The sequence below is a fragment of the Psychrobacter sanguinis genome, from assembly GCF_020736705.1.
Lineage (GTDB): Bacteria > Pseudomonadota > Gammaproteobacteria > Pseudomonadales > Moraxellaceae > Psychrobacter > Psychrobacter sanguinis.
The window spans coordinates 1,266,950-1,286,761 of the sequence record NZ_CP085990.1; the positions used below are offsets into that span (position 1 = coordinate 1,266,950).

The window sequence follows — 19,812 nt, forward strand, 5'->3', positions numbered from 1 at the left end:
CTGTGCTTTAGGTTGGCAATATATCTCTGGTTTTGCGTAAGTCCTAATCCTGAAACATTAAGATAACCCTGTATATTATAAATAATTATATAATAACAATATAAATAATCTAGCTGTCATTGAGATAAACATTGAATGGTTTTTTTAGAGTGACGCAAATCTTGTCACTCGACCATTCTTAGTCCATCTTAAAAGAGGGACTAAATTCTAGTTTATTAGATATTAGTTTATTGCATTCAATAGTTTGACAGATGTTCGTATAAATACAATAACAGGAGTGGTTACTTAGTTGGCCACGATAGCATACTTTTCCTCCTACCTAGATGGTTCGCCGTCTAGGTATTTTTTTGTCTATATTTGCATCAATTCGGCTTACAATATAGATAAAATAGCGTTTTTTTAGTAAGGTGAGCGTATTAAAGCTTACCCCTCAAAAAATTAACGATAGGCGGTCGCATTTGACTGACTTATTTACTCTTATTTCATTATTTAATCAAAACCAACACGTGGCGATATTATGACTTTTCAACAACTGATTCTAACTTTGCAAACTTATTGGGCGGAAAAAGGCTGTGTGGTACTTCAGCCTTACGATATGGAAGTGGGTGCGGGGACTTTTCATACCGCAACTTTTTTACGTTCTTTAGGCCCAGAAGCGTGGAACGCAGCTTATGTGCAGCCTTCACGTCGCCCAACAGATGGCCGTTATGGTAATAACCCTAACCGCTTACAGCATTATTATCAGTTCCAAGTGGTCATGAAGCCAAATCCACCTAACATTCAAGAGCTGTATTTGGGTTCATTAGAAGCCATCGGTATTGATACGTTGACTCATGATGTTCGTTTTGTAGAAGACAACTGGGAATCACCTACTTTAGGTGCATGGGGACTAGGTTGGGAAGTTTGGTTAAATGGTATGGAAGTAACCCAGTTTACCTACTTCCAGCAAGTTGGTGGTATTGAGTGTTTCCCTGTTACCGGAGAGATTACTTACGGTCTAGAGCGTTTGGCCATGTACATTCAGGGCGTAGACAGCGTCTATGACTTGGTGTGGACCGATGGTGAATTTGGCAAAGTGACTTACGGCGATGTGTTCCATCAAAACGAAGTCGAGCAGTCGACCTATAACTTCGAATACGCTGATGTGCCTAAGATGTTTGATTTGTTTGATTTTTATGAGCAACAAGCAGATAAGTTGGTAGAAGCAGGCTTACCATTACCGGCCTATGAAATGGTATTAAAGGCCTCTCATACCTTTAATTTATTGGATGCCCGTGGTGCTATTTCAGTGACTGAACGTCAGCGCTTTATCCTAAGAGTACGTACTTTGGCCCGCAAAGTAGCACAAGGCTATGTTCAAGCTCGTGCTAAGCTTGGCTTCCCGTTGGCAGATGAGGCACATAAAGAAGCCGCTCTTAACAAGTATTTGCCGAAAGATGAGAGTGCAGCGGATAAGAAAGCAGAAAAGTAGCTATTAATAACTGTTTTTCTCTGCGTGTGGTGACATCTGAAAAATTGATAAATCAGTTTCTTATCGCCGTTTATAGCCTATAAATATTTATAACATCTTCTAAAACAGAGAGTCTCATGAGTACAATTTTATTTGAACTGGGTAGTGAAGAGCTACCACCAAAAAGCCTTAAGCCATTACGTGATTCATTACAAGCCAGTGTCGAAAGTCAGTTGAAAGATGCTGATATCAGCTATGACAGCCTAAAAGTAATGGCAGCACCACGTCGCTTATCGTTACTTATCGAAGGTATTAGTGACAAACAACCTGACCGTATTGAGCAAAAGCGTGGCCCAGCGGTCAAAGCAGCTTACGATAGTGAAGGCAAACCGACGCGCGCGGCAGAAGGCTTCGCCAAAGGCTTGGGCATTGATGTCAGTGAGCTGATGACCATTGAAACTGATAAGGGTGACTACATTGGTTATGAGCTTACCGTTCAAGGTCAAGAAACCACTGAGCTGCTGCCTAATATTTTCCAAAATGCTCTAGATAACTTACCGATTGCCAAGCGTATGCGCTCAGGAGCAAGCCGTGAGGAGTTTGTACGTCCTGTGAAGTGGTTGGTATTGATGCAAGACGACCAAGTTGTTCCGGCCACCATTCAAGGCTTGCAGTCAGGCAATCAAACCTTGGGTCACCGTTATCATTCACCAGAGCCTATGGTCATTCCACATGCTAAGGATTATGAAAGCGTATTAGAAGCCGCAAAAGTCATCGTTGATTTTGACCGCCGTCAGCAGTTAATTGTTGAAGCGGTACAGAAGCTATCTGATGAAGTCAACGCCGAAGCCATTGTGCCTCAAGACCTATTAGATGAAGTGACGGCATTGGTTGATCTGCCAGTGGCCTTACGTGCAAGCTTTGAAGAACGCTTCTTACAAGTGCCACAAGAAGCTTTAATTAGCACCATGCAAGCGGACCAAAAGTACTTCTGTCTAACCGACAAAGAAGGCAAGCTACAGCCTTACTTTATCTTTATCAGTAATATTGAGTCAAAAGACCCCAGCCAAGTGGTCAGTGGTAATGAAAAAGTAGTGCGTCCGCGTTTGGCAGATGCTGAGTTTTTCTTCCTGCAAGATCAGAAGCAACCATTAATCGAAATGGCAGAAAGTCTAAAAAATCGTGTTTTCCAAGATAAGTTGGGAACGATTTGGGAAAAATCTGAACGTATTGCCAAATTAGCCACATTTATTGCTCGCCAATTAAAAGAGCATGCTATTGCTGATTATGCCGATATTGAGGTTGAACAAGCAACGCGCGCAGCCATGCTATCAAAAGCAGATTTGACCAGTACTTTGGTTGGTGAGTTTCCAGAGCTTCAAGGGGTGGCAGGGACTTATTATGCCCGTCTAAATGGCGAACCTGAAACCATCGCTGCAGCCATTGAAGAGCAATATCTGCCTAAGTTCAGTGGTGATGTATTGCCACAAACAGCAATTGGTATTTGTTTGGCCTTAGCCGATCGCCTAGACACTTTAGTGGGTATCTTTGGTATCGATCAAGCGCCTACAGGATCTAAAGATCCGTTTAGCTTACGTCGTTCTGCCATTGGGGTACTGCGTATTTTAATCGAGAAAAAGCTACCGATTAACTTGAAAGAGCTGGTGGAACAAGCGATTAATAACTATCAAGGTAAACTGGCTGATGAGAGCAAAACGCTCACTCAGGTTATGGACTTTATCAATTCACGTTATCGGGCGATGTACACTGAACAAGGTATCAGTGTCGATAGCATCCAAGCCGTATTAGCAATTAACTCTCATGTACCTTTAGATTTTGACCAACGTCTGCATGCGGTGAGCGAGTTCCGCAACTTACCACAAGCGGCTACTTTGGCTGAGATTAACAAACGTGTGGCCAACATCCTCGCCAAGTCTGAAGGCGAAGTCAGTGATCAAGTAACTGAAGACTTACTGGCTGAAGAAGCTGAGAAAACGTTATATCAAGCAGTGACCAAAGCGGAAGCGACGGTTGCTCCTTTACAAGCAGACGCCAACTATAATGAGATTCTTCAGTCTTTGGCGACGCTTGAAGCACCTCTAACCGGTTTCTTTGACAATGTTATGGTGAACAGTGAAGATGAGGCACTGAAAGCCAATCGCTTAACCTTGCTAAAACAAGTACGTGAGCTATTTTTAACCGTAGCCGATGTGGGTGAATTACAGATTTAATCGGTATTGTCATGTATTGACTAAGCTTATTGTTGAGTTAATACATCATTAAAAGAGGGCATAACATCTTGTTTTGCCCTCTTTTTACGCGTCGAAATCTATTTAAACTTGAATTTAGGAGGCTAACTATCGTCAGAGATAGCAAAGTGGCTCTAGCAGTAATATTGTAAGTAAAAGTTACAAGTTATCATTACTCATTTAAAGGTTGTTGTCGCATAATAGGCCTGATATGGTTGTTACAAATCAGTCTAATTTTTCTATTAGATTATTTCTAGATTGAGTTATTTTCCCTCACATAATTTGGATATGCGCTTGGTATGATTGAAAATTGGACACGGGAGCGGGTCACACAACGGGTGCTGACAGCTACTCTATTGGTGATATTATTCATTCTTTGCTTTAGAGTTGTGCAGTTTTTTATTGTGCCAGCTCTATGGGCCGCTATTTTGGCCTACGTGACCTTTCCTGTTTATAATTTCTTTCATCAAAAAGTTAAACTTAGCCCCAATATCAGTGCCGGTATCATGACGGTGAGTATTTCATTGATGCTAGGCGTACCAGTAGTCCTAGGTCTTTTTGTACTGCAGCAAGAAGCAGTGAGTTTGTACAGCAATTTATTGTATAGAATTAAAGTGGGCTATGTTGACCTTCCTGAAGAAATCAAAAATCTGCCGGTCATTGGTCAGCAAGTTAGAGATATCTTGTGGGAAATTAACAAAGATCCAGAAGCATCATTGAGTGCATTTCGAGCCTGGTTGCAGTCGCATTTGTATTATGGAAAAGTAGCCCTAGATGTGGCACTTAGTACCATGGCCAAAATGGGTATGGCACTAATGACCATCTTCTTCTTTTACCGTGATGGCATTAATTTGATGAAGCAAATCCGTCAGGCGCTGCGTAATATTATTGGCAATCGTATTGATGATTATATCGATTCTGTTGGCTCTACCACACAAGCGGTGGTCTATGGTATTGGTTTGACCGCATTGGCCCAAGCCATATTGGCAGGTATTGGATATTATGTTGCAGGGGCGCCTAGTCCTATCTTATTGACTTTGATGACCTTCGTTGTGGCGCTAATTCCCTTTGGTACTCCCTTTGCCTGGATGGGCGTGGCTATCTGGTTATTGACTCAAGGGCACACCCCTGAAGCTATTGGTTTGGCACTTTGGGGGATGTTGGTGATTAGTTGGGTTGATAACTTAATTCGGCCGATTGTCATCTCTGGTGCTACCAAAATTCCCTTTATTATTATCTTTATTGGGGTATTGGGCGGCTTAACGGCCTTTGGCTTTGTGGGTTTATTTATTGGCCCTGTGGTATTGGCCATTGCGTTAGCTGTATGGCGTGAGTGGATTAATCAACACCGCAATGTTATTTTTGCACCGTACTATGCCAAGCTAAACCAGCATCAGTGGAAGCCTGCAGACCGTCCAATGTCATTTGAAATCTCTCCAGATGTGGTGTCGTTTAGCAAGTATCCGTTTGCTGATTCAGCGCTACATGGGGCAGATAAAGTGGATATAATCAGTGATGATGACAACTGTAGCGAACACATAAGCAATAAAAAACCACACCTGCCAGAGAGTAGCGAGACGCAGTCAGGCGAGGCGACAGAGCAAAAATCGCCCCCTCATTCAGATAAGGATTAGTATCTATCATGCTCACTATACTTGCGGATAGTAATATTGCCCATTTACACGATTATTTTAATGAACGGATTTTACAGCAGACTATTAACGTCATTGCCGTGGCAGGACGTGATATTGATGCTGCGATGATCGCTGAGTATCAGCCGGATGCCTTATTAATTCGTTCAGTTACTCAGGTTAATGCTGAGCTTTTAAAAGATAATGACAGCGTAAAATACGTAGGCTCTGCCACTATTGGGACTGATCATGTTGACCAAGACTATTTACGTGAGCGAGGCATTTATTTTTCGAATGCCGCGGGTTGCAGTAAACACTCGGTAGCGCAGTATGTGTTGACCGCTATTTTCAATCTCCGCCCGCAGTATTGGCTCTCTGATAACTCCGGCATAAGTGACAGCCAAGCCGTGTCCGTTAGGTTGGGTATTATCGGTTTAGGCAACATAGGCAGTACCTTAGCGGGCTATGCGGCAGACCTTGGTTGGAAAGTACTCGGCTATGACCCTTTATTGCCAGCGTCTGATATTAATAATGCTAGCTTTGAACAAGTATTGACCCAAAGTGATGTCATTAGCCTGCATGTGCCGCTAACTGAAGTTGAAGATAGCGACTATCCGACCTATCACTTGATAGATAAACAAGCACTGACAAAAATACCTAATACCACGATATTAATCAATTCAGCGCGTGGGCCGGTGATTAGCGAAGCAGATTTACTGCTTGATTTTGATAACAACCCTCAGCGCCAAGTGGTATTAGATGTGTTTGAGCATGAGCCGGTTGTCACCGCTGGGCTGCTTAATAAGTTGTCCATTGCCACACCGCATATTGCTGGCTACACACTTGAGGGTAAACTGCGTGGCACCCAAATAATTTTTGATGAGTTTTTGAATGTCTTTGGACCTCAAGGCTTGGGAGAGGTCGCCGTAGAGGCTGTATATTTGATGGATGAGCTGTTACCAGAGAATCCGTATCGCTGGCAGCAGTTAAAACAGGCGCCTGAGCAGTTGCCTAAATTTTATGATATTGAAGCTGATGGTGCCTTGTTAAGAGAAAGTGTTGATAATGAAGCTCATGCCGTTCTGGGTCCTGACTTCGATGCATTACGCAAAAATTATGCCTTGCGCCGTGAGTGGCTGTTTCAATAGGGTTGTTATAATCAGTTACTATCTAAACTCGATTTTGAGGAAGCAAGAGGCAACGGTATGAAGGGATTAAAGAGTTACAAGCTTCTAGTAACAAGCTTACTGATAATATCCTCTTTAAACGCGGGTGCCTCTAATGATGCTAATAGTAAAAAAACTTTCAGCATACAGTCGCCCAACCCAAACAGTGAAATAATCATTATTGAGTCCTCTGAAACACCTATTTATCCTGAACCCCCAAAGCCTACTTATGAACAGCCGGCTTTCTCGATACTCAATCGCTACCTATGGAAAGTGGTGGAGATAGAAGATTCAAAACAAAATTTGCCTATCGATTATCTTCAATCTTTAACCCTAGACATACGCCCGAATATGTTGGTTTTTAAAGACCATTGTCAGCGCTATGATATGTCTTTTTTGAATATGTTAGCAGGGGACTACCCTTATGTTTATGATGGTATCAATACGAAGTCTAGTTGTGATTCACAGCGAACAGATGACCAAGATGTAGCGCTGTCAGAACTCAAAAAAATATTTAGACAAAGTCAACAAACGCAATATATTTCTAAAAGTTTTGGTTTTCAATGGCTTGCTCAAAACAAGCAACCCACTGATATTCCTACTACACTGCCGGATAATGCCTATTTAGCTATTCATTTAGATGCCGAAATATATCCTAAGAAAAGTACGACAATAGTCCTCAAGGGTACTATTAAACCTGTTTCTAAAACCAGTATCGAAAATACCTTGTTAAATAGAGACACCCTTGAACGCTTTAATTGGGAATTGCGGCAAGCTATTGATATTAATGGCAAGTCAATTGAAGCGTTTAATTATGCGGATATTCCTGTCATTGCTAGTTTTTATACTGTTAAACGTGATTTATATAATAATGACACGTTTTCTCATGCCAGTTTCAATTCAGACTGTAATGGCATCGGTGGTGAATACGTACTAACACCCACGAATAAGTTGCTTATTGGTTATGGTATGCAAACTGTGATGGGCTGTGGTAGGGCACGCGAAAAAGCTGAGGAAACCCTAAGGGAGCTTATGCACCACTCAACCAGTCATTTGACCCTAAACTATTATCCAAATAATAAGGACAATAAAGATAAGGCTTCTAGCAATACGGATTTAAAATTGGCAGAGGGCACTTATATACTAATACAAGATCTAGATACTGGAGAGCAGCTTATTTGGAGAAGTGTTGAGAAAACATCCAAATGGTAAAAACGGCTTGAAACATTTTAGTTAACACTCATATTTCATTGATTCATAAAATTGCTTTAAGAAAAAGTTATGTCAAATTCAAACCCAGCCAACTGCTGCGACTATCATCCTAGCATGAGCCTCAAAATGGCACACAAGCGAGCGCAGATGTTGACTCAAATTCGTCAGTTCTTCGCAGAACGTCAGGTGCTTGAAGTACAGACCCCATTGATGTCAAAGGCAGGAAATACCGATGTCTTTGTGCCGTCGATATCGACTAACGTCACGGTACAGGATAAGCCACAAACCCATTATTTACATACTTCACCTGAATTTGCGATGAAGCGAATGCTAGCAAGTTGGAAGGTAGCGATTTATCAAATTTGTCCGGTGTTTCGAGATAATGAAGTTGGTAGCCGTCACAATAGCGAATTCACCATGCTCGAATGGTATCGTCCTGGCTTTGACCTTGAGGCACTGGCTGCTGAACTGTCTGATTTATTAACCACCGTTTATGGACAGTCACAGAATTTGACCTATTACAGCTATAGCAAAGCTTTCATCGATTATGTGGGCATCCATCCGTTAACTGCCAGTCTTGAAACAATCAAGGCAGCTGCCGAGAAAAACGCTCTGGGCGGATTGGATTTAGGAGAAGACCGTCAAGGCTGGTTAGATGTATTGTTTAGTCATTTGGTTGAACCTAACCTCGGCTATCAGTCGCCGACATTGATTACCGACTATCCGCCTGCCACTGCGGCCTTAGCCAAGGTAGAGACCGATGAACAGGGCAATGAGGTTGCCAAGCGCTTTGAGCTATATATAAACGGTATAGAAATTGCCAATGCTTACGATGAGTTGGCAGATGGAGCTGCTTTGCAAGCCCGGTTTGAGGCGGATAATGAAGAGCGAGCCCGCCGTGGACTACCTATTATGCCCATTGATGAGCGTCTAGTGGCCGCTTGTGATCATCTACCAGCGTGTAGTGGGATTGCCTTGGGCATAGATAGATTATTAATGGTAGTGACAGGGGCTAAAAGCATTGATGAGGTTATTGGCTTTGGGATAGGTCGGGCCTAGAAGTAGAACAGCTAAAAAGGAAAGCCGATGATAGAGTTAGTAAGCACTTTAGATGTCAAAGAGTTGAATATCAAAGAGTCAGATGTAAAAGGGATTGTAAGCGTAATAAGAGACAGTATTCGCACCTGTGTCGCTGATCATCAAAATAACCCAGAAGCTATCGAGCAGTGGCTTGCTAATAAGACCCAAAGTAATATTAAGCAGTGGATGGTCAATAATATTACTTGGATATTTAGACAGGAAGGTCAGATAAAAGGCGTTATATTAGTATCACCTCAGGGAGAGATATTACTCAATTATGTGGCGCCAAATAGTCAAGGACAGGGTATTGGTAGGGCACTACTGAATCAAGTGAAGCGAGCATATCTAGACAAGGGTATTAGCACTTTAACAGCAGAGTCCACTTTGACCGCCCAGCCGTTTTATTTAGCCAATGGTTTTGAGTGTACTGGAAATATCTACGAGAAAGTAGCCGAAAGTAATGAGGCTAATAACGAGGGCAATCAGCATTTAGTTGCCTATAAAATGCAAATACTGCTGTAATTTAAAAAAGTTTGGCTTGTTAAGAAAATTCTGTAGCAGCCGTTTGTCGGGGTAATTTGCATTAGCTGTTAAACAAATCATTGAACAAACCTAATAAGAAAGCAGCCTTTGAGACTGCTTTCTTAGGTCTAGAATATTGGAAGATTGAGGTCGTTTTACTCAACTTAGCTCAATCTTATTCCGCATAATCTTAGTTATTTTCAAAACTTAGCTTAGCTCACTTGAGCGACTGCCTCGGTAATGTCGGTATCTCCATTTTGAATACTAAATACTTTTTTAAAGGTGTTTTCCGCTGTCAATACTGCTACTAAAGTAGCAGCCACATCCTTAATGGCATTCTCACCTGCGGATTCTGCATTAATGGCAATCTTACCTGTGGGTGCGCGTTCTTTTAGAGCACCTGCTTGAACGATGGTGTAGTCTAAAGTACTGTTCTCAACCAAATATTGGTCGGCATAATGTTTAGAGATGTAGTAGTCTTTTAACTCATTAATACCTGGTAAGTTCCACTTGCTAGTATCTAATGAAAATACCGTACTTAGCATAATATAGCGCGTTAGTCCCTTAATTCGAGCGGCTTGCATGGTCTTAACTGCGCCATGTAAATCCACTTCTAATACTGCTTTACCTCCTGAGCCTGCTGTGAAATATACGGCATCAAAGTTGGCCGCTATTTGTTTGGCAATCTCTTCTTTTTCAGCGGTTAAATCTAATGTCATATGAGTGTAATTGTCGTTTTCGAATAAACGTTTATCATCACGTGAAGTACCAGTTACTTTATGGCCTTTTTCTAAAAGCTGTTGTACCAATTCAGAGCCCACTCGACCACTGGCGCCAATGACTAAAATATTCATAAATACTTTCCTATTATTGTTTCTAGTTGTTTTTAAGTGTCTAGTTCTATTTAATTAACGGTCTTTTATTTTGACGTTAATTGACAATAGCTACTGTAACAATAATAGCGATAGGATTGGGTGAGAGGTTGTAGAGAACACGCTAGAGATTGGTTGCAGAGTGTATAGGCTTTGCAAGTCGAAGCCCACAATCCATACTAAAAATAGTAATTGTTGGCTCACAATGAGTTAAATAGGTATCAAGTATTAGGCGTTAGGGATAGAACAGGCAACCTAATGAATCAGGTCACAATTAATTAGATAGAAATTAGTAATGCTGAAAAGACGAGTGCGCTAAAAGCTTAACGCACCAACTTATTTAAGCCATCAGCAAACTGCTTTTTATCTTTATCAGAGTAGGGCTTTTGGCCACCCATCTGAGTCAAATCAAGCACGCCGGTAGAACGCATGGTGTCCATGAAATCACGGGCATTTAGCTTTTGCTTGATGTTGTTTTTGTCATAAATAATGCCATGCGGGGTTAACACTTGCCCACCATTATCGAGTACATCATTGGCCAGTGGAATATCGCTGGTAATTACCAAATCGCCCGGTGCAACGTTATCAGCAATGTAGTCATCAGCCACATCAAAGCCTGAGCCGACCACTTTCATGGTGATAAGCGGTGACTTACGCACTTTAATGGGCTGATTGGCAACAAAAATAGCGGGAGTATTGGTGCGGAGGACCGTTTTGGTAATGAGGTCTTTCACTACCAAAGGGCAAGCATCCGCATCAATCCAAATAGTCATACCGCTTTTCGAGGCATTACTCATTACTAAAGACCCATTTTGTTGGGTAGAATGCGAACCAAGTTATCGATGGCTTGGTCTAAGGCAGCCACATCGTTTGGCATCAACGTAACGTGGGCAATCTTACGATCAGCACGCTCTTCTTTATGATAGGTATGGTAATGAGCGCCATCGATTTTTAGCAGTTCGCCCAAGTCTGGATACTCGCCTAAGATATTTAACATTACTGAAGGATAGACATTGTCTGTATCACCTAAAGGCAAACCCACTACTGCACGGATATGGTTCTCAAACTGACTGGTAACAGCACCTTCAATACTCCAGTGCCCTGAATTGTGTACACGAGGGGCAATCTCATTGGCTAAGATAGTGTCTTTGCCTTGCTCATCTTTGCTGACAAACAGCTCTAAAGCCATAGTACCCACATAATCTAGGTGGGTCATCAAGGTTTCAATTGCCGATTTTGCTGCTGGTAATAAATGACTGGTACCTACTGCAGGGGCATGTGACTTGGCCAAGATACCATTGTGATGATGGTTCTCAACCAAATCATAAGTGCGCATTGTGCCGTCCTGAGCGCGTGTGGCAATGATCGATACTTCACGACTAAAGTTAATAAAACCTTCAGCAATAAGCGGTGCTGGGGTCGGGGTTAGGTTGCCTTTGCCGGTTACTGCATCACCTAAACTGGCCCAGGCTTCTTCAATATCCGCTTCAGTTTTTACCACAAATTGCCCTTTTCCATCGTAGCCTCCGCGGCTGGTTTTTAATACCAGTGGCAGTCCAAGTTGGCTACTGGCTTCTTTAAGTTCTGCCTTTGAGTTGACACTCATAAACGGAACCGTTTTGATACCTAGCTCATTGAATAGATTTTTTTCATTTAAGCGGTCTTGAGCCACTTCTAGCGCTTCTGGAGGCGGGAACATGCCTTGCTTAGTGCCTTCGTCAGAAAGTTGCTTTAACCAAGCGACCGTTTTGGCCGGTGTGTTTTCAAACTCAAGGGTAAAGACATCTGCGGCTGCCACAAAGTCATCGAGCTGTTCGGTGGTAAATACTTCGCCATATAGGGAGGCAGGGCAATTGGGCGCATCTTCTAAAAATATACAGCGATAGCCCAAGGGTAGGGCCGCTTCGGCCAACATCATACCGAGTTGACCGCCACCTAAAATACCAATGGTGCGGATAGTTTGGCTAGCAGGATAAGCGTTGGCTGTGGTCATATTTGGCTCTTAATACAGTTAAAGAAGTTATAGGAACTTAAAAGGGTTACAAAAACTTAGAGGAAATATAAAAACAAAAAGGTGCCAATAGCACCAGTTTGTTGATAAATTAATCAGTAAAGTATAGCAAATTTAGCTATTGATTACGCCTGGTGTCGGGCTAGCCAATACAGTTTCAGTTTGCTTTTGACGGAACTCAACCAATTGTTTGGCCAGTGTTTCGTCTTGTAGGGCTAGGATTTGAATGGCCAACAGGCCAGCGTTATAAGCCCCGGCAGTACCAATAGCTAATGTACCGACAGCGATACCTTTTGGCATCTGCACAATTGATAATAAGCTGTCCCAACCACTTAAGGTTGATGATTTCACCGGAACACCCAATACAGGCAGCTCGGTTTGACTGGCACACATACCTGGTAGGTGAGCGGCACCACCAGCCCCGGCGATGATTACTTGTAGGCCTTTGTCTTTGGCAGACTTAGCATAATCAAATAATTTATCAGGGGTACGGTGTGCTGAAACCACTTCACATTCAAATGGCACCCCAAAGTCTGCCAATAATTGCACACCCAAACTCATGGTGGCCCAATCAGATTGAGAGCCCATGATAATACCCACTTTTGGCGTGCCGGCCGGAGATTGGATAGGTCCAAGAGGAGCATCGGTTTGCGGGTTATTTGTGGCGTTTGCCATGGTTTGAGTTTCCTTTCAAAAAACATTCATCATACAAAATTTTTAACTTAATAAAAAGTAACTTTTAAAAATTTCAGTCATTAAGCAGTTCAGTTATTCAGCACTTTCGTCATTCAACCAAAACACCAACTAGAAGAATTGCACACGACACAGCAAATTATAGGTTTTAGTTAGGCGTTGTCTGGGATTTACTTAGAGTTTATTCAAAGGTTGGCTCATTTACTGATAGATAAAGCCAAAGCCAATGCCAAGGGGCAACATAATTTTAAGACGCAATATACTGTACAAAGTTATCTGTGGACAGGGGCAAAGGCTTGTTGCTATCAAAGCGATAAGCGGTCAAGTGCCCGGTGCCTGCTGCTGAATAATCAGTACAGACCACTTGCGGACTTAAAGGCTGCGGATCTCCCGTTAGCCAATAATGACCGATAAAGACTGGTTTTTGCGTCTTCAGCTGAAAGTCTAAATTTTCAACAACTATATCTTGTGGAATCTGCGCCAAATCTGAGTAGGGTGCTCGAGCAATATCGACAATGCGTTGACCTTGCAGCGAACCCTGCCACCATTTGACTCGCATACGGTGACGCACTGCCCCGTCTTTATCGGTGAAGCTTATACCCTCAGGTAATGGTATTTCTACGCCCTTGAGAACCCGTTCTAACGCCTCATATTCAAGCGAATGCTTTTGTCCAGTGCGTTGCAAAGCTTCCTCGGTAATACGGTTGTCTTCGGTTAGCATAGGCTTTAGTACCGCCATATTATCCACATCCCAACAGGCATGCACGAAACAAGCGTGTTCAGTTTCTATCCACAATGGCAACTCAGCAAATCGCTTTAGCCAGTAGTGATGTGCCTCCGAGCCAAAAGGCACTTCCTCCAAAAACGCTTGGTGCTGGCGATTATGGGTGTCATTATGACAACGTAAATAGAGGTTTTGGTTACAATTAGCTTGCTGCATCGCCGTTTTATCTAGCGTGGCGTATGCCAAAGCATTGTACTCATGGTTGCCCATCACTGCATCCGCTACCCCGGCATCTATCATGGCATAGACTATTTCAAGGGTCTGTAACTCTTGTGGTCCGCGATCAATTAAGTCACCGATAAATATCGCACGATTTCCTTCGGGAGGCTGATAGTAGTTAATATTTAACGTTTCATGCACACGTAACGTATAGCCTAACTTTTCGAGTAGACCTTCCAATTTATCGGCGTGACCATGAATGTCTCCAATTACGTCATAAATCATTGATGGATTCCCTTCAGATAAAGTGAGAGTGGTAGCTTGCAGTACTGAGTATGGCACAGGACACGGTTTGCTGTATTAAATCAGACAGAGGCGTTATACAAGATTTTGATTATTATAATAAAAAACAAAAAAACACCCGAAGGTGTTTTTTTGTTTTTTGACTTTACTAGTTACTATAAAAGCAAGTAGTTACTATAAAGAGCATAAATTACCATAAGCTTTTATAAAAAAGCATTAAGGGCAATTTAGGTTCTACGTGAAATAAAACCAATGATAAATAATACCACTGCAACTACTAAGAAGATGTAGACAAAGTCTTTACTTAAACCAGCCACACCACCAAAGCCTAGTAAACTTGCCACTAGAGCGATAACCGCAAAAATAATAGCCCATCTAAACATAATATCCTCCTTGTAAAACCGTTGTTAATTTTTATTAATCGGTTCAGTTATAAATTTTGAACGAGCTCTAAAACATGAATCAATAATAACCGAGATTAAAAACTAAAGCGTAAGTTATTGTTATACATTCAGTGTACTATTGTTGTGTTGTAGAGACATTTCGTCACATTACTATACATTACTCTAGGTATCACTTTGCAGACTGCCGCTGATCATAACCTATCCTCAGTTCAAAATAGCCCTATGACTAATGAGAGGCTCAATGAGCTATAGAGGGCTAGAGGGACAGTTAGCAATAAGAGCTGATTAAAGAACCAAAGGCGATTCAATAAATGATCAGTGAAGTTAGTGTAAGGAGAACTTGTACGATTAAATCAAATTTTCAAAAAAGTTAAGGACATATTATGGATTGGTCAAAATGGTTTGTGATGGACTGGCAAGAAGGGGTAGCTATCGCTATCACGGGTATCGTGCTTTGTTTTGGGTTAATATTATTCACTCGATTAATGGGTTTGCGTAGTTTTGCAAAATTAACCAGTTACGACTTTGCAATGACGGTCGCTGTGGGCAGTATTTTGGCATCAACGGTGTTATCAAAGTCACCTTCGCTAAGCAAAGGCCTGTTGGCAATAGCGGTATTATTCATACTACAAGGCAGCGTCTCCTTTCTGTGCCGTAAAGTTAAACCCTTCAAAAAAGCGGTGGATAATGAGCCGATCGTATTAATGGCGCATGGCGAATACTATTGGGATAATATCGCTGAGGCGAGTCTATCAAAACATGACATTGGCACAGTCCTACGCAAAAATGGCATTAAATCCAAAAGCCAAGTATTTGCGCTAGTAATGGAAACCACGGGTGATATGAGCGTGAGTAAACAAGACGATACCATACCGGATATCGATTTATTTGAAGATATTAGAGAGTGTGAGCATTTAATTAATAATGCTAAACTTAAATAGTCCGAAGGCCGAGCAATAAGCTGTTTGTGCCGATTACAGCAGAATTATAGACCATGAATAAATCATTAAAATCACGCTTAATGGCGCCATTAGTAGAGCCTTATGCCCGTTATCTTCATGCAGACGTATTACATGCGATGCGACTTGGTACCGCGGTGGTTACTTCACTGCTTATTAGCAAATGGAGCGGAATGCCTCATTCGGAGTGGTCGACCATTACCGTATTTATCATTTTAGGGTTGTTACAGTATCAAGGCGCCATTTATACCAAAGCCAAAGAGCGGATAATCGGTACCTTGTTGGGTCTTGTTGTGGGCTTATTATTATTGTGGATAAGCCATCATTTGTTAAATCTGTTTGGTGTGGCGTGGATATATTATCTAATAGTAGGACTTATAAGCTCGGTTATCGGCTATTACTCGATTAAAAAACTGGGCTATATTGGTCTGCTAACCGGCATTACGATGTGCATGATTATCGCCAGTGATGACAGTGTCGGACCCGATGGGCTGGCACGGGGTCTAAATGTATTAATAGGGACGTTGATTGCGGTAGCGGCCACGTTAATTGTGCCCTTGAAGTCGACGCTAATGTGGCGTTTTTTGTTGGCCAATAATTTAGAAGCGTGTGCCAATATGTACGATGGGGTAGAGGCGTATATCTCTGACCCGAAGCTAGACAATCGGTTTGCTGAGTCGGAAGCGGGCTCACCGGCCATTGGGGTTAATAAGGACAGTGCTAATTTCAATCATAATGCCTTTCAATCCGGCTCTGACTCGTCGCAAGTGCAAGCCCAGCATGTGCATTTAGATTTGGGGGCTACCACAGCGGCGACCAATGAAATAGGTACACATACCTCTGCAGCCACCTATGTTAATACTGATATGGTGGCACAATTCAAAGAAATTAATAAGCGGCTATTGCGGGTGCGGGGGCATATTGCTGCCACTGCTAGAGAATCTGGTATAGAAGTGGCTACCTTAGATATGATTCAGCGCACACATCGCAATATTATAGGCACTATTGACTTACTGTTGAGTGCCGCGCCTAAGCTGGCACACAGTCCGATAGATGAAGAAAATAGAATTCTAGTCGACCATTATCACCGTGAGTTGACTCAAGGTATGAGACATATTGCCGCTGTGCTAAGAAGTCCAAGCGATGAAATGTTTCGACCCATTACCCGTATTCAAGTATCCGATTATCCCAGCGTGCATACACTTCCCTTTGAATGGCAAGGTTATTTTTGGTTAACTCAAACGTTGCAAGGCCAATTACAAAGCTTAAGTGACTTACTTCAAGACAGTAAAGCTCAGTGGTATAAAGGTTCAGGACTTCGTTATCAACGTCAAGAACAACGACGTATGCATGCCCATGGCGGCGAAAGCGATTTAGATGTTTAACGCTGATTGTTAGCCATAACAATCAGCCATAAGACGTGAGCCGTCCGCCGTCAGTTAGGAGGAAAGGTGTAGAGACAGCGAAAGTAAATTGAAGGGGCAATAACGATGAATTATTTTGAAGACAAACAACGAAGAATAAATCAGTTTGTGGCAGAAGCAAATCTGATCCTAGGAGAAAATCCACTGTGTTATACCGGTAACTTCATTACCGGACAACCCACGCATCCCGATATGCTATTTGTCAGTATCAATCCTGGTCATAGTAACCGAGAAGATTGGGGCGACATCGAGGCACGCCGTGCTCAAGCAGTGGTGAAAGAATTTGAAATCACCGAGTGTAAGTATATTGATGATGTAAAGCGGGGCAGCCGTTATGCTAATCGCATCGTTGATGTAATTTGTGGCGGTGATATTAATCGTCTTAAGAACTGTGCTGAGACTAGCTTTGTGTCCTATTTTGCCGCGCCCAAAGAGGAAGTGCTTCAAGCACAGTTATTGGCGTTACCCGCTGAGATGCAAGCAGAGCATCAAGCCCTGACCCAACTTGATATCGAGCAGATTCAGCCGAAACATATTATTTGTATGGGTTGGCGCTCCTTTGCCCGATTTTTAGATCAATACGGTGAAGGTCAGGAGATAACGCTAAGACAACTGCCACTGATGGGAAAGATGGAAACCTATTATGCCTATACTGAAGTGGCGGGCGTGCCAGTACATGGTTTACGACATTTATGCACTAAGCTAACCCTCGAAATGAGAGCCAATTTAGAAGCGATTTTCAATGAGGTTTGGCATCACTTATAGCCACTATCAAAGCCAAACTGTTCATAATAAGTGCTCTGGCAGGCTATCGTCCCTATAAACTAGCCGTTTTTAAATTAATGATTTTAAATTGCTGGTCTTAAAATGCTGGTTTAAAACTGAGGCCCATACAAACTGTCTGTATTACAAATGATATACCCAGTTAGCAGTTGTTTTTCCTAATAATAATATTATATTAATACTACACATTAAAACCATTTTATTTAGAATTGTTAATTAATAATTCTTTTTAGATGGGTGCTATTATATAAAGGAGAGTACTTTGGAAAAAACAGCTGATTTTACTAATGACTACTGTCAAACCCCGTCATCCCGAGACTCGTTTGCAGTCAGATTGGCTTTTTTTATTAGAGAAGTTACCGCCTAATCAATGGTATTCCTCAGATTACGCTTACAAGACTTCTGGCTGGCTAAATGTACATACCAATATTCGTAAGCGTCAGCGTATTTTGAGACAGCTTAGTGAAGAGTACTTGATGGGAGCTTTAAATTGGGATAATTATCGATCTCAGGTTTTACAGCGCATTGGCACCCATGTACTAAAGCTACATCAGCATCACAGCGTGGAAGACCATGGATTTTTCCCAGAGTTCGTTAGCTCCTATCCTCAGTTAAAAACGGGGTTTGAGATACTGGAGCGAGATCATGTTAGGCTGGATGCCTTATTGGATGAGTTACAAAGCTTAAATGATGAGTTAGCAAAAGCGCAGCAGGAAGATAAAGCATTGGCCGACCGTCTGCATGCCAATCTAATTACGGGTAGCGATTTTTTATCGCAGCATCTAACCGATGAAGAGGATTTGGTGGTGCCTATATTGGCGTTACGTTAATGATGACGGTACGCCAATATAAGATCTAATATTTATGCTACAGAAACTCTACTTTGGCACCTTCCTCAATCGTGCCATACAGCCCCAGTGCATCCCAGTTGGTTAAGCGCACACAACCGGAAGAGTTTTGACGACTGATTCTTTCTGGATTGGGTGAGCCATGAATACCATAGCTACGCTTATTAATACCGATCCAAACACGTCCTACTGGGTTGTTTGGACCGGGGGGTAAAGCAGTTTTTGGGTTCTTAAAGTCTTTGTTATAGGTGGGATCTTTAATGCGACTCAACACCTTATACTCGCCATTAGGTGAAGGTTTATAGACGCTGCCCATCGTGGTCGGATAGCTGGCCACAAGCGTATCATTTTCATCATACGCATAAAGCAGGTTTTTACTCTTCACAGCGACCACTCGGTGTACAGGGATAGCATTGGGCTGATAGGGATTATAAACCACAATAGTATTGCCCGCTTCAAAGGAAGTATCGGCATTTAGTCTAAGCAACAGTCCTTGGCTCATATGAAACTTCTCAGCGACCGCTTCAAGCACGCTTTCAAACTGCTGCCCTTTAGGATTAGAGATTAGAGTCACGTCCTCATCAGTCAACGTGTAATTAACCAAGACAGGTTGTTCATTAATAGTACTGTCTTCGGTCAATTTGTTCCAAGTTTCAGAATCAATATCGCCGGTGACTTGCAGTCCATTCTTTTCTTGAAAGACTTGTAATGCTTTGACGACGTTTTCTCCAAATCGTCCATCTACCGCCCCCACAGAGTGATGATTGTAGGTAAGTAGCGCTTGGATTTTTAGTATTAAGTTTTCATCAAGTGGCGCTTCAGGTGTCCACATTGCCTGGTTAACTTCCTGCGCTTTTGGTGGCAAGTCTGTTATGTCGTAAGGCAACTCGGGTAAGGCTTTGGCCAGACGCTGCTGTGAGTCCGTGGTGCCAATAAATTGCTGGCTGACATTCGGCTGTAGTTGTTTTACCGGTTCAGCAGGTGCTTCTATTTCGGTTTGCGTCTCCGTAGACGCTTCAGGGGTTAATACACTTAATAGGTCATTCTTAAACTGTTCAACAGAGTCTGAATTAACACCTTGTGTCTCGCTATTAGAGGGAGAGCAAGCAGTGAGAGTCAATGATGTCATTAAAGCTGAAACTATCAAAACACGGTTTGGCAAGCGTTTACCTAACGGTAACTGCCTCAAAGTAGAAGGCATAAACAACATTAATTTTCTCACTTCAAGATTTATAAGGGCATGGTTATTTATCAGATAGGCA

General features: G+C 42.2%; 18 protein-coding genes. 11 read left to right on the top strand and 7 right to left on the bottom strand.

The features are described from left to right. Window positions 1-517 precede the first annotated feature (517 nt). The 7 genes from glyQ (at window position 518) to LK453_RS05400 (ending at window position 9,310) form a co-directional block, all read left to right on the top strand. Window positions 518-1,471: a glycine--tRNA ligase subunit alpha gene (gene glyQ, locus LK453_RS05370; protein ID WP_007395921.1), complete on the top strand. Its 954-nt coding sequence runs from the start codon at window positions 518-520 to the stop codon at window positions 1,469-1,471. Between the two features lie 116 nt (window positions 1,472-1,587). Beyond that, the gene (gene glyS, locus LK453_RS05375) at window positions 1,588-3,681 is read left to right on the top strand and encodes a glycine--tRNA ligase subunit beta (protein WP_007395920.1); all 2,094 of its coding nucleotides are present in this window, start codon (window positions 1,588-1,590) and stop codon (window positions 3,679-3,681) included. A 317-nt stretch (window positions 3,682-3,998) separates the two neighbouring features. Then, on the top strand, window positions 3,999-5,333 hold the full coding sequence (locus LK453_RS05380) for an AI-2E family transporter (protein WP_007395919.1): 1,335 nt from the start codon (window positions 3,999-4,001) through the stop codon (window positions 5,331-5,333). An 8-nt stretch (window positions 5,334-5,341) separates the two neighbouring features. Continuing rightward, window positions 5,342-6,478: a 4-phosphoerythronate dehydrogenase gene (locus tag LK453_RS05385; RefSeq protein ID WP_007395918.1), complete on the top strand. Its 1,137-nt coding sequence runs from the start codon at window positions 5,342-5,344 to the stop codon at window positions 6,476-6,478. A 57-nt stretch (window positions 6,479-6,535) separates the two neighbouring features. Further along, on the top strand, window positions 6,536-7,708 hold the full coding sequence (locus LK453_RS05390; RefSeq protein WP_201537602.1) for an META domain-containing protein: 1,173 nt from the start codon (window positions 6,536-6,538) through the stop codon (window positions 7,706-7,708). Between the two features lie 69 nt (window positions 7,709-7,777). Beyond that, on the top strand, window positions 7,778-8,767 hold the full coding sequence (gene epmA, locus LK453_RS05395; RefSeq protein ID WP_007395916.1) for an EF-P lysine aminoacylase EpmA: 990 nt from the start codon (window positions 7,778-7,780) through the stop codon (window positions 8,765-8,767). A gap of 27 nt (window positions 8,768-8,794) precedes the next feature. Further along, complete coding sequence (locus LK453_RS05400; protein ID WP_007395915.1) at window positions 8,795-9,310, top strand: GNAT family N-acetyltransferase; 516 nt, start codon at window positions 8,795-8,797, stop codon at window positions 9,308-9,310. 212 nt (window positions 9,311-9,522) lie between these two features. On the opposite strand, the gene LK453_RS05405 is transcribed toward LK453_RS05400, so the two are convergent. From LK453_RS05405 to LK453_RS05430, 6 genes are all read right to left on the bottom strand, one after another. Further along, window positions 9,523-10,164, bottom strand: a complete 642-nt coding sequence (locus tag LK453_RS05405; RefSeq protein WP_007395914.1) for an NAD(P)H-binding protein — start codon at window positions 10,162-10,164, stop codon at window positions 9,523-9,525. 341 nt (window positions 10,165-10,505) lie between these two features. Further along, a complete protein-coding gene (locus LK453_RS05410) occupies window positions 10,506-10,955 on the bottom strand; it encodes a YaiI/YqxD family protein (protein WP_044298570.1) in 450 nt (149 codons plus the stop codon). Window positions 10,956-10,981: 26 nt separating this feature from the next. Continuing rightward, window positions 10,982-12,175: a 5-(carboxyamino)imidazole ribonucleotide synthase gene (locus LK453_RS05415; RefSeq protein ID WP_007395912.1), complete on the bottom strand. Its 1,194-nt coding sequence runs from the start codon at window positions 12,173-12,175 to the stop codon at window positions 10,982-10,984. Window positions 12,176-12,307: 132 nt separating this feature from the next. Then, entirely contained in the window at window positions 12,308-12,868 is a 561-nt protein-coding gene (gene purE, locus LK453_RS05420) for a 5-(carboxyamino)imidazole ribonucleotide mutase (RefSeq protein WP_007395911.1), read from the bottom strand. A 265-nt stretch (window positions 12,869-13,133) separates the two neighbouring features. Then, entirely contained in the window at window positions 13,134-14,114 is a 981-nt protein-coding gene (locus tag LK453_RS05425; RefSeq protein ID WP_007395910.1) for a metallophosphoesterase, read from the bottom strand. Window positions 14,115-14,359: 245 nt separating this feature from the next. After that, window positions 14,360-14,515 (bottom strand): DUF1328 domain-containing protein, encoded by a 156-nt coding sequence (locus tag LK453_RS05430; protein WP_201541961.1) that lies wholly within the window; start codon window positions 14,513-14,515, stop codon window positions 14,360-14,362. A 404-nt stretch (window positions 14,516-14,919) separates the two neighbouring features. Between LK453_RS05430 and LK453_RS05435 the strand changes: the two genes are divergently transcribed. The 4 genes from LK453_RS05435 (at window position 14,920) to LK453_RS05450 (ending at window position 18,532) form a co-directional block, all read left to right on the top strand. Next, window positions 14,920-15,477: a DUF421 domain-containing protein gene (locus LK453_RS05435; protein WP_007395908.1), complete on the top strand. Its 558-nt coding sequence runs from the start codon at window positions 14,920-14,922 to the stop codon at window positions 15,475-15,477. Window positions 15,478-15,530: 53 nt separating this feature from the next. Then, on the top strand, window positions 15,531-16,880 hold the full coding sequence (locus LK453_RS05440; RefSeq protein WP_007395907.1) for an FUSC family protein: 1,350 nt from the start codon (window positions 15,531-15,533) through the stop codon (window positions 16,878-16,880). Between the two features lie 105 nt (window positions 16,881-16,985). Then, window positions 16,986-17,684, top strand: coding sequence for a hypothetical protein (locus tag LK453_RS05445; RefSeq protein ID WP_007395906.1), 699 nt, complete (start codon window positions 16,986-16,988; stop codon window positions 17,682-17,684). A 305-nt stretch (window positions 17,685-17,989) separates the two neighbouring features. Then, complete coding sequence (locus tag LK453_RS05450) at window positions 17,990-18,532, top strand: hemerythrin domain-containing protein (protein ID WP_201537606.1); 543 nt, start codon at window positions 17,990-17,992, stop codon at window positions 18,530-18,532. 37 nt (window positions 18,533-18,569) lie between these two features. Here the strand turns inward: LK453_RS05450 and LK453_RS05455 are convergent, their stop codons facing one another. After that, window positions 18,570-19,760 (bottom strand): L,D-transpeptidase family protein, encoded by a 1,191-nt coding sequence (locus LK453_RS05455; RefSeq protein WP_227954069.1) that lies wholly within the window; start codon window positions 19,758-19,760, stop codon window positions 18,570-18,572. Between the last annotated feature and the right edge of the window lie 52 nt (window positions 19,761-19,812).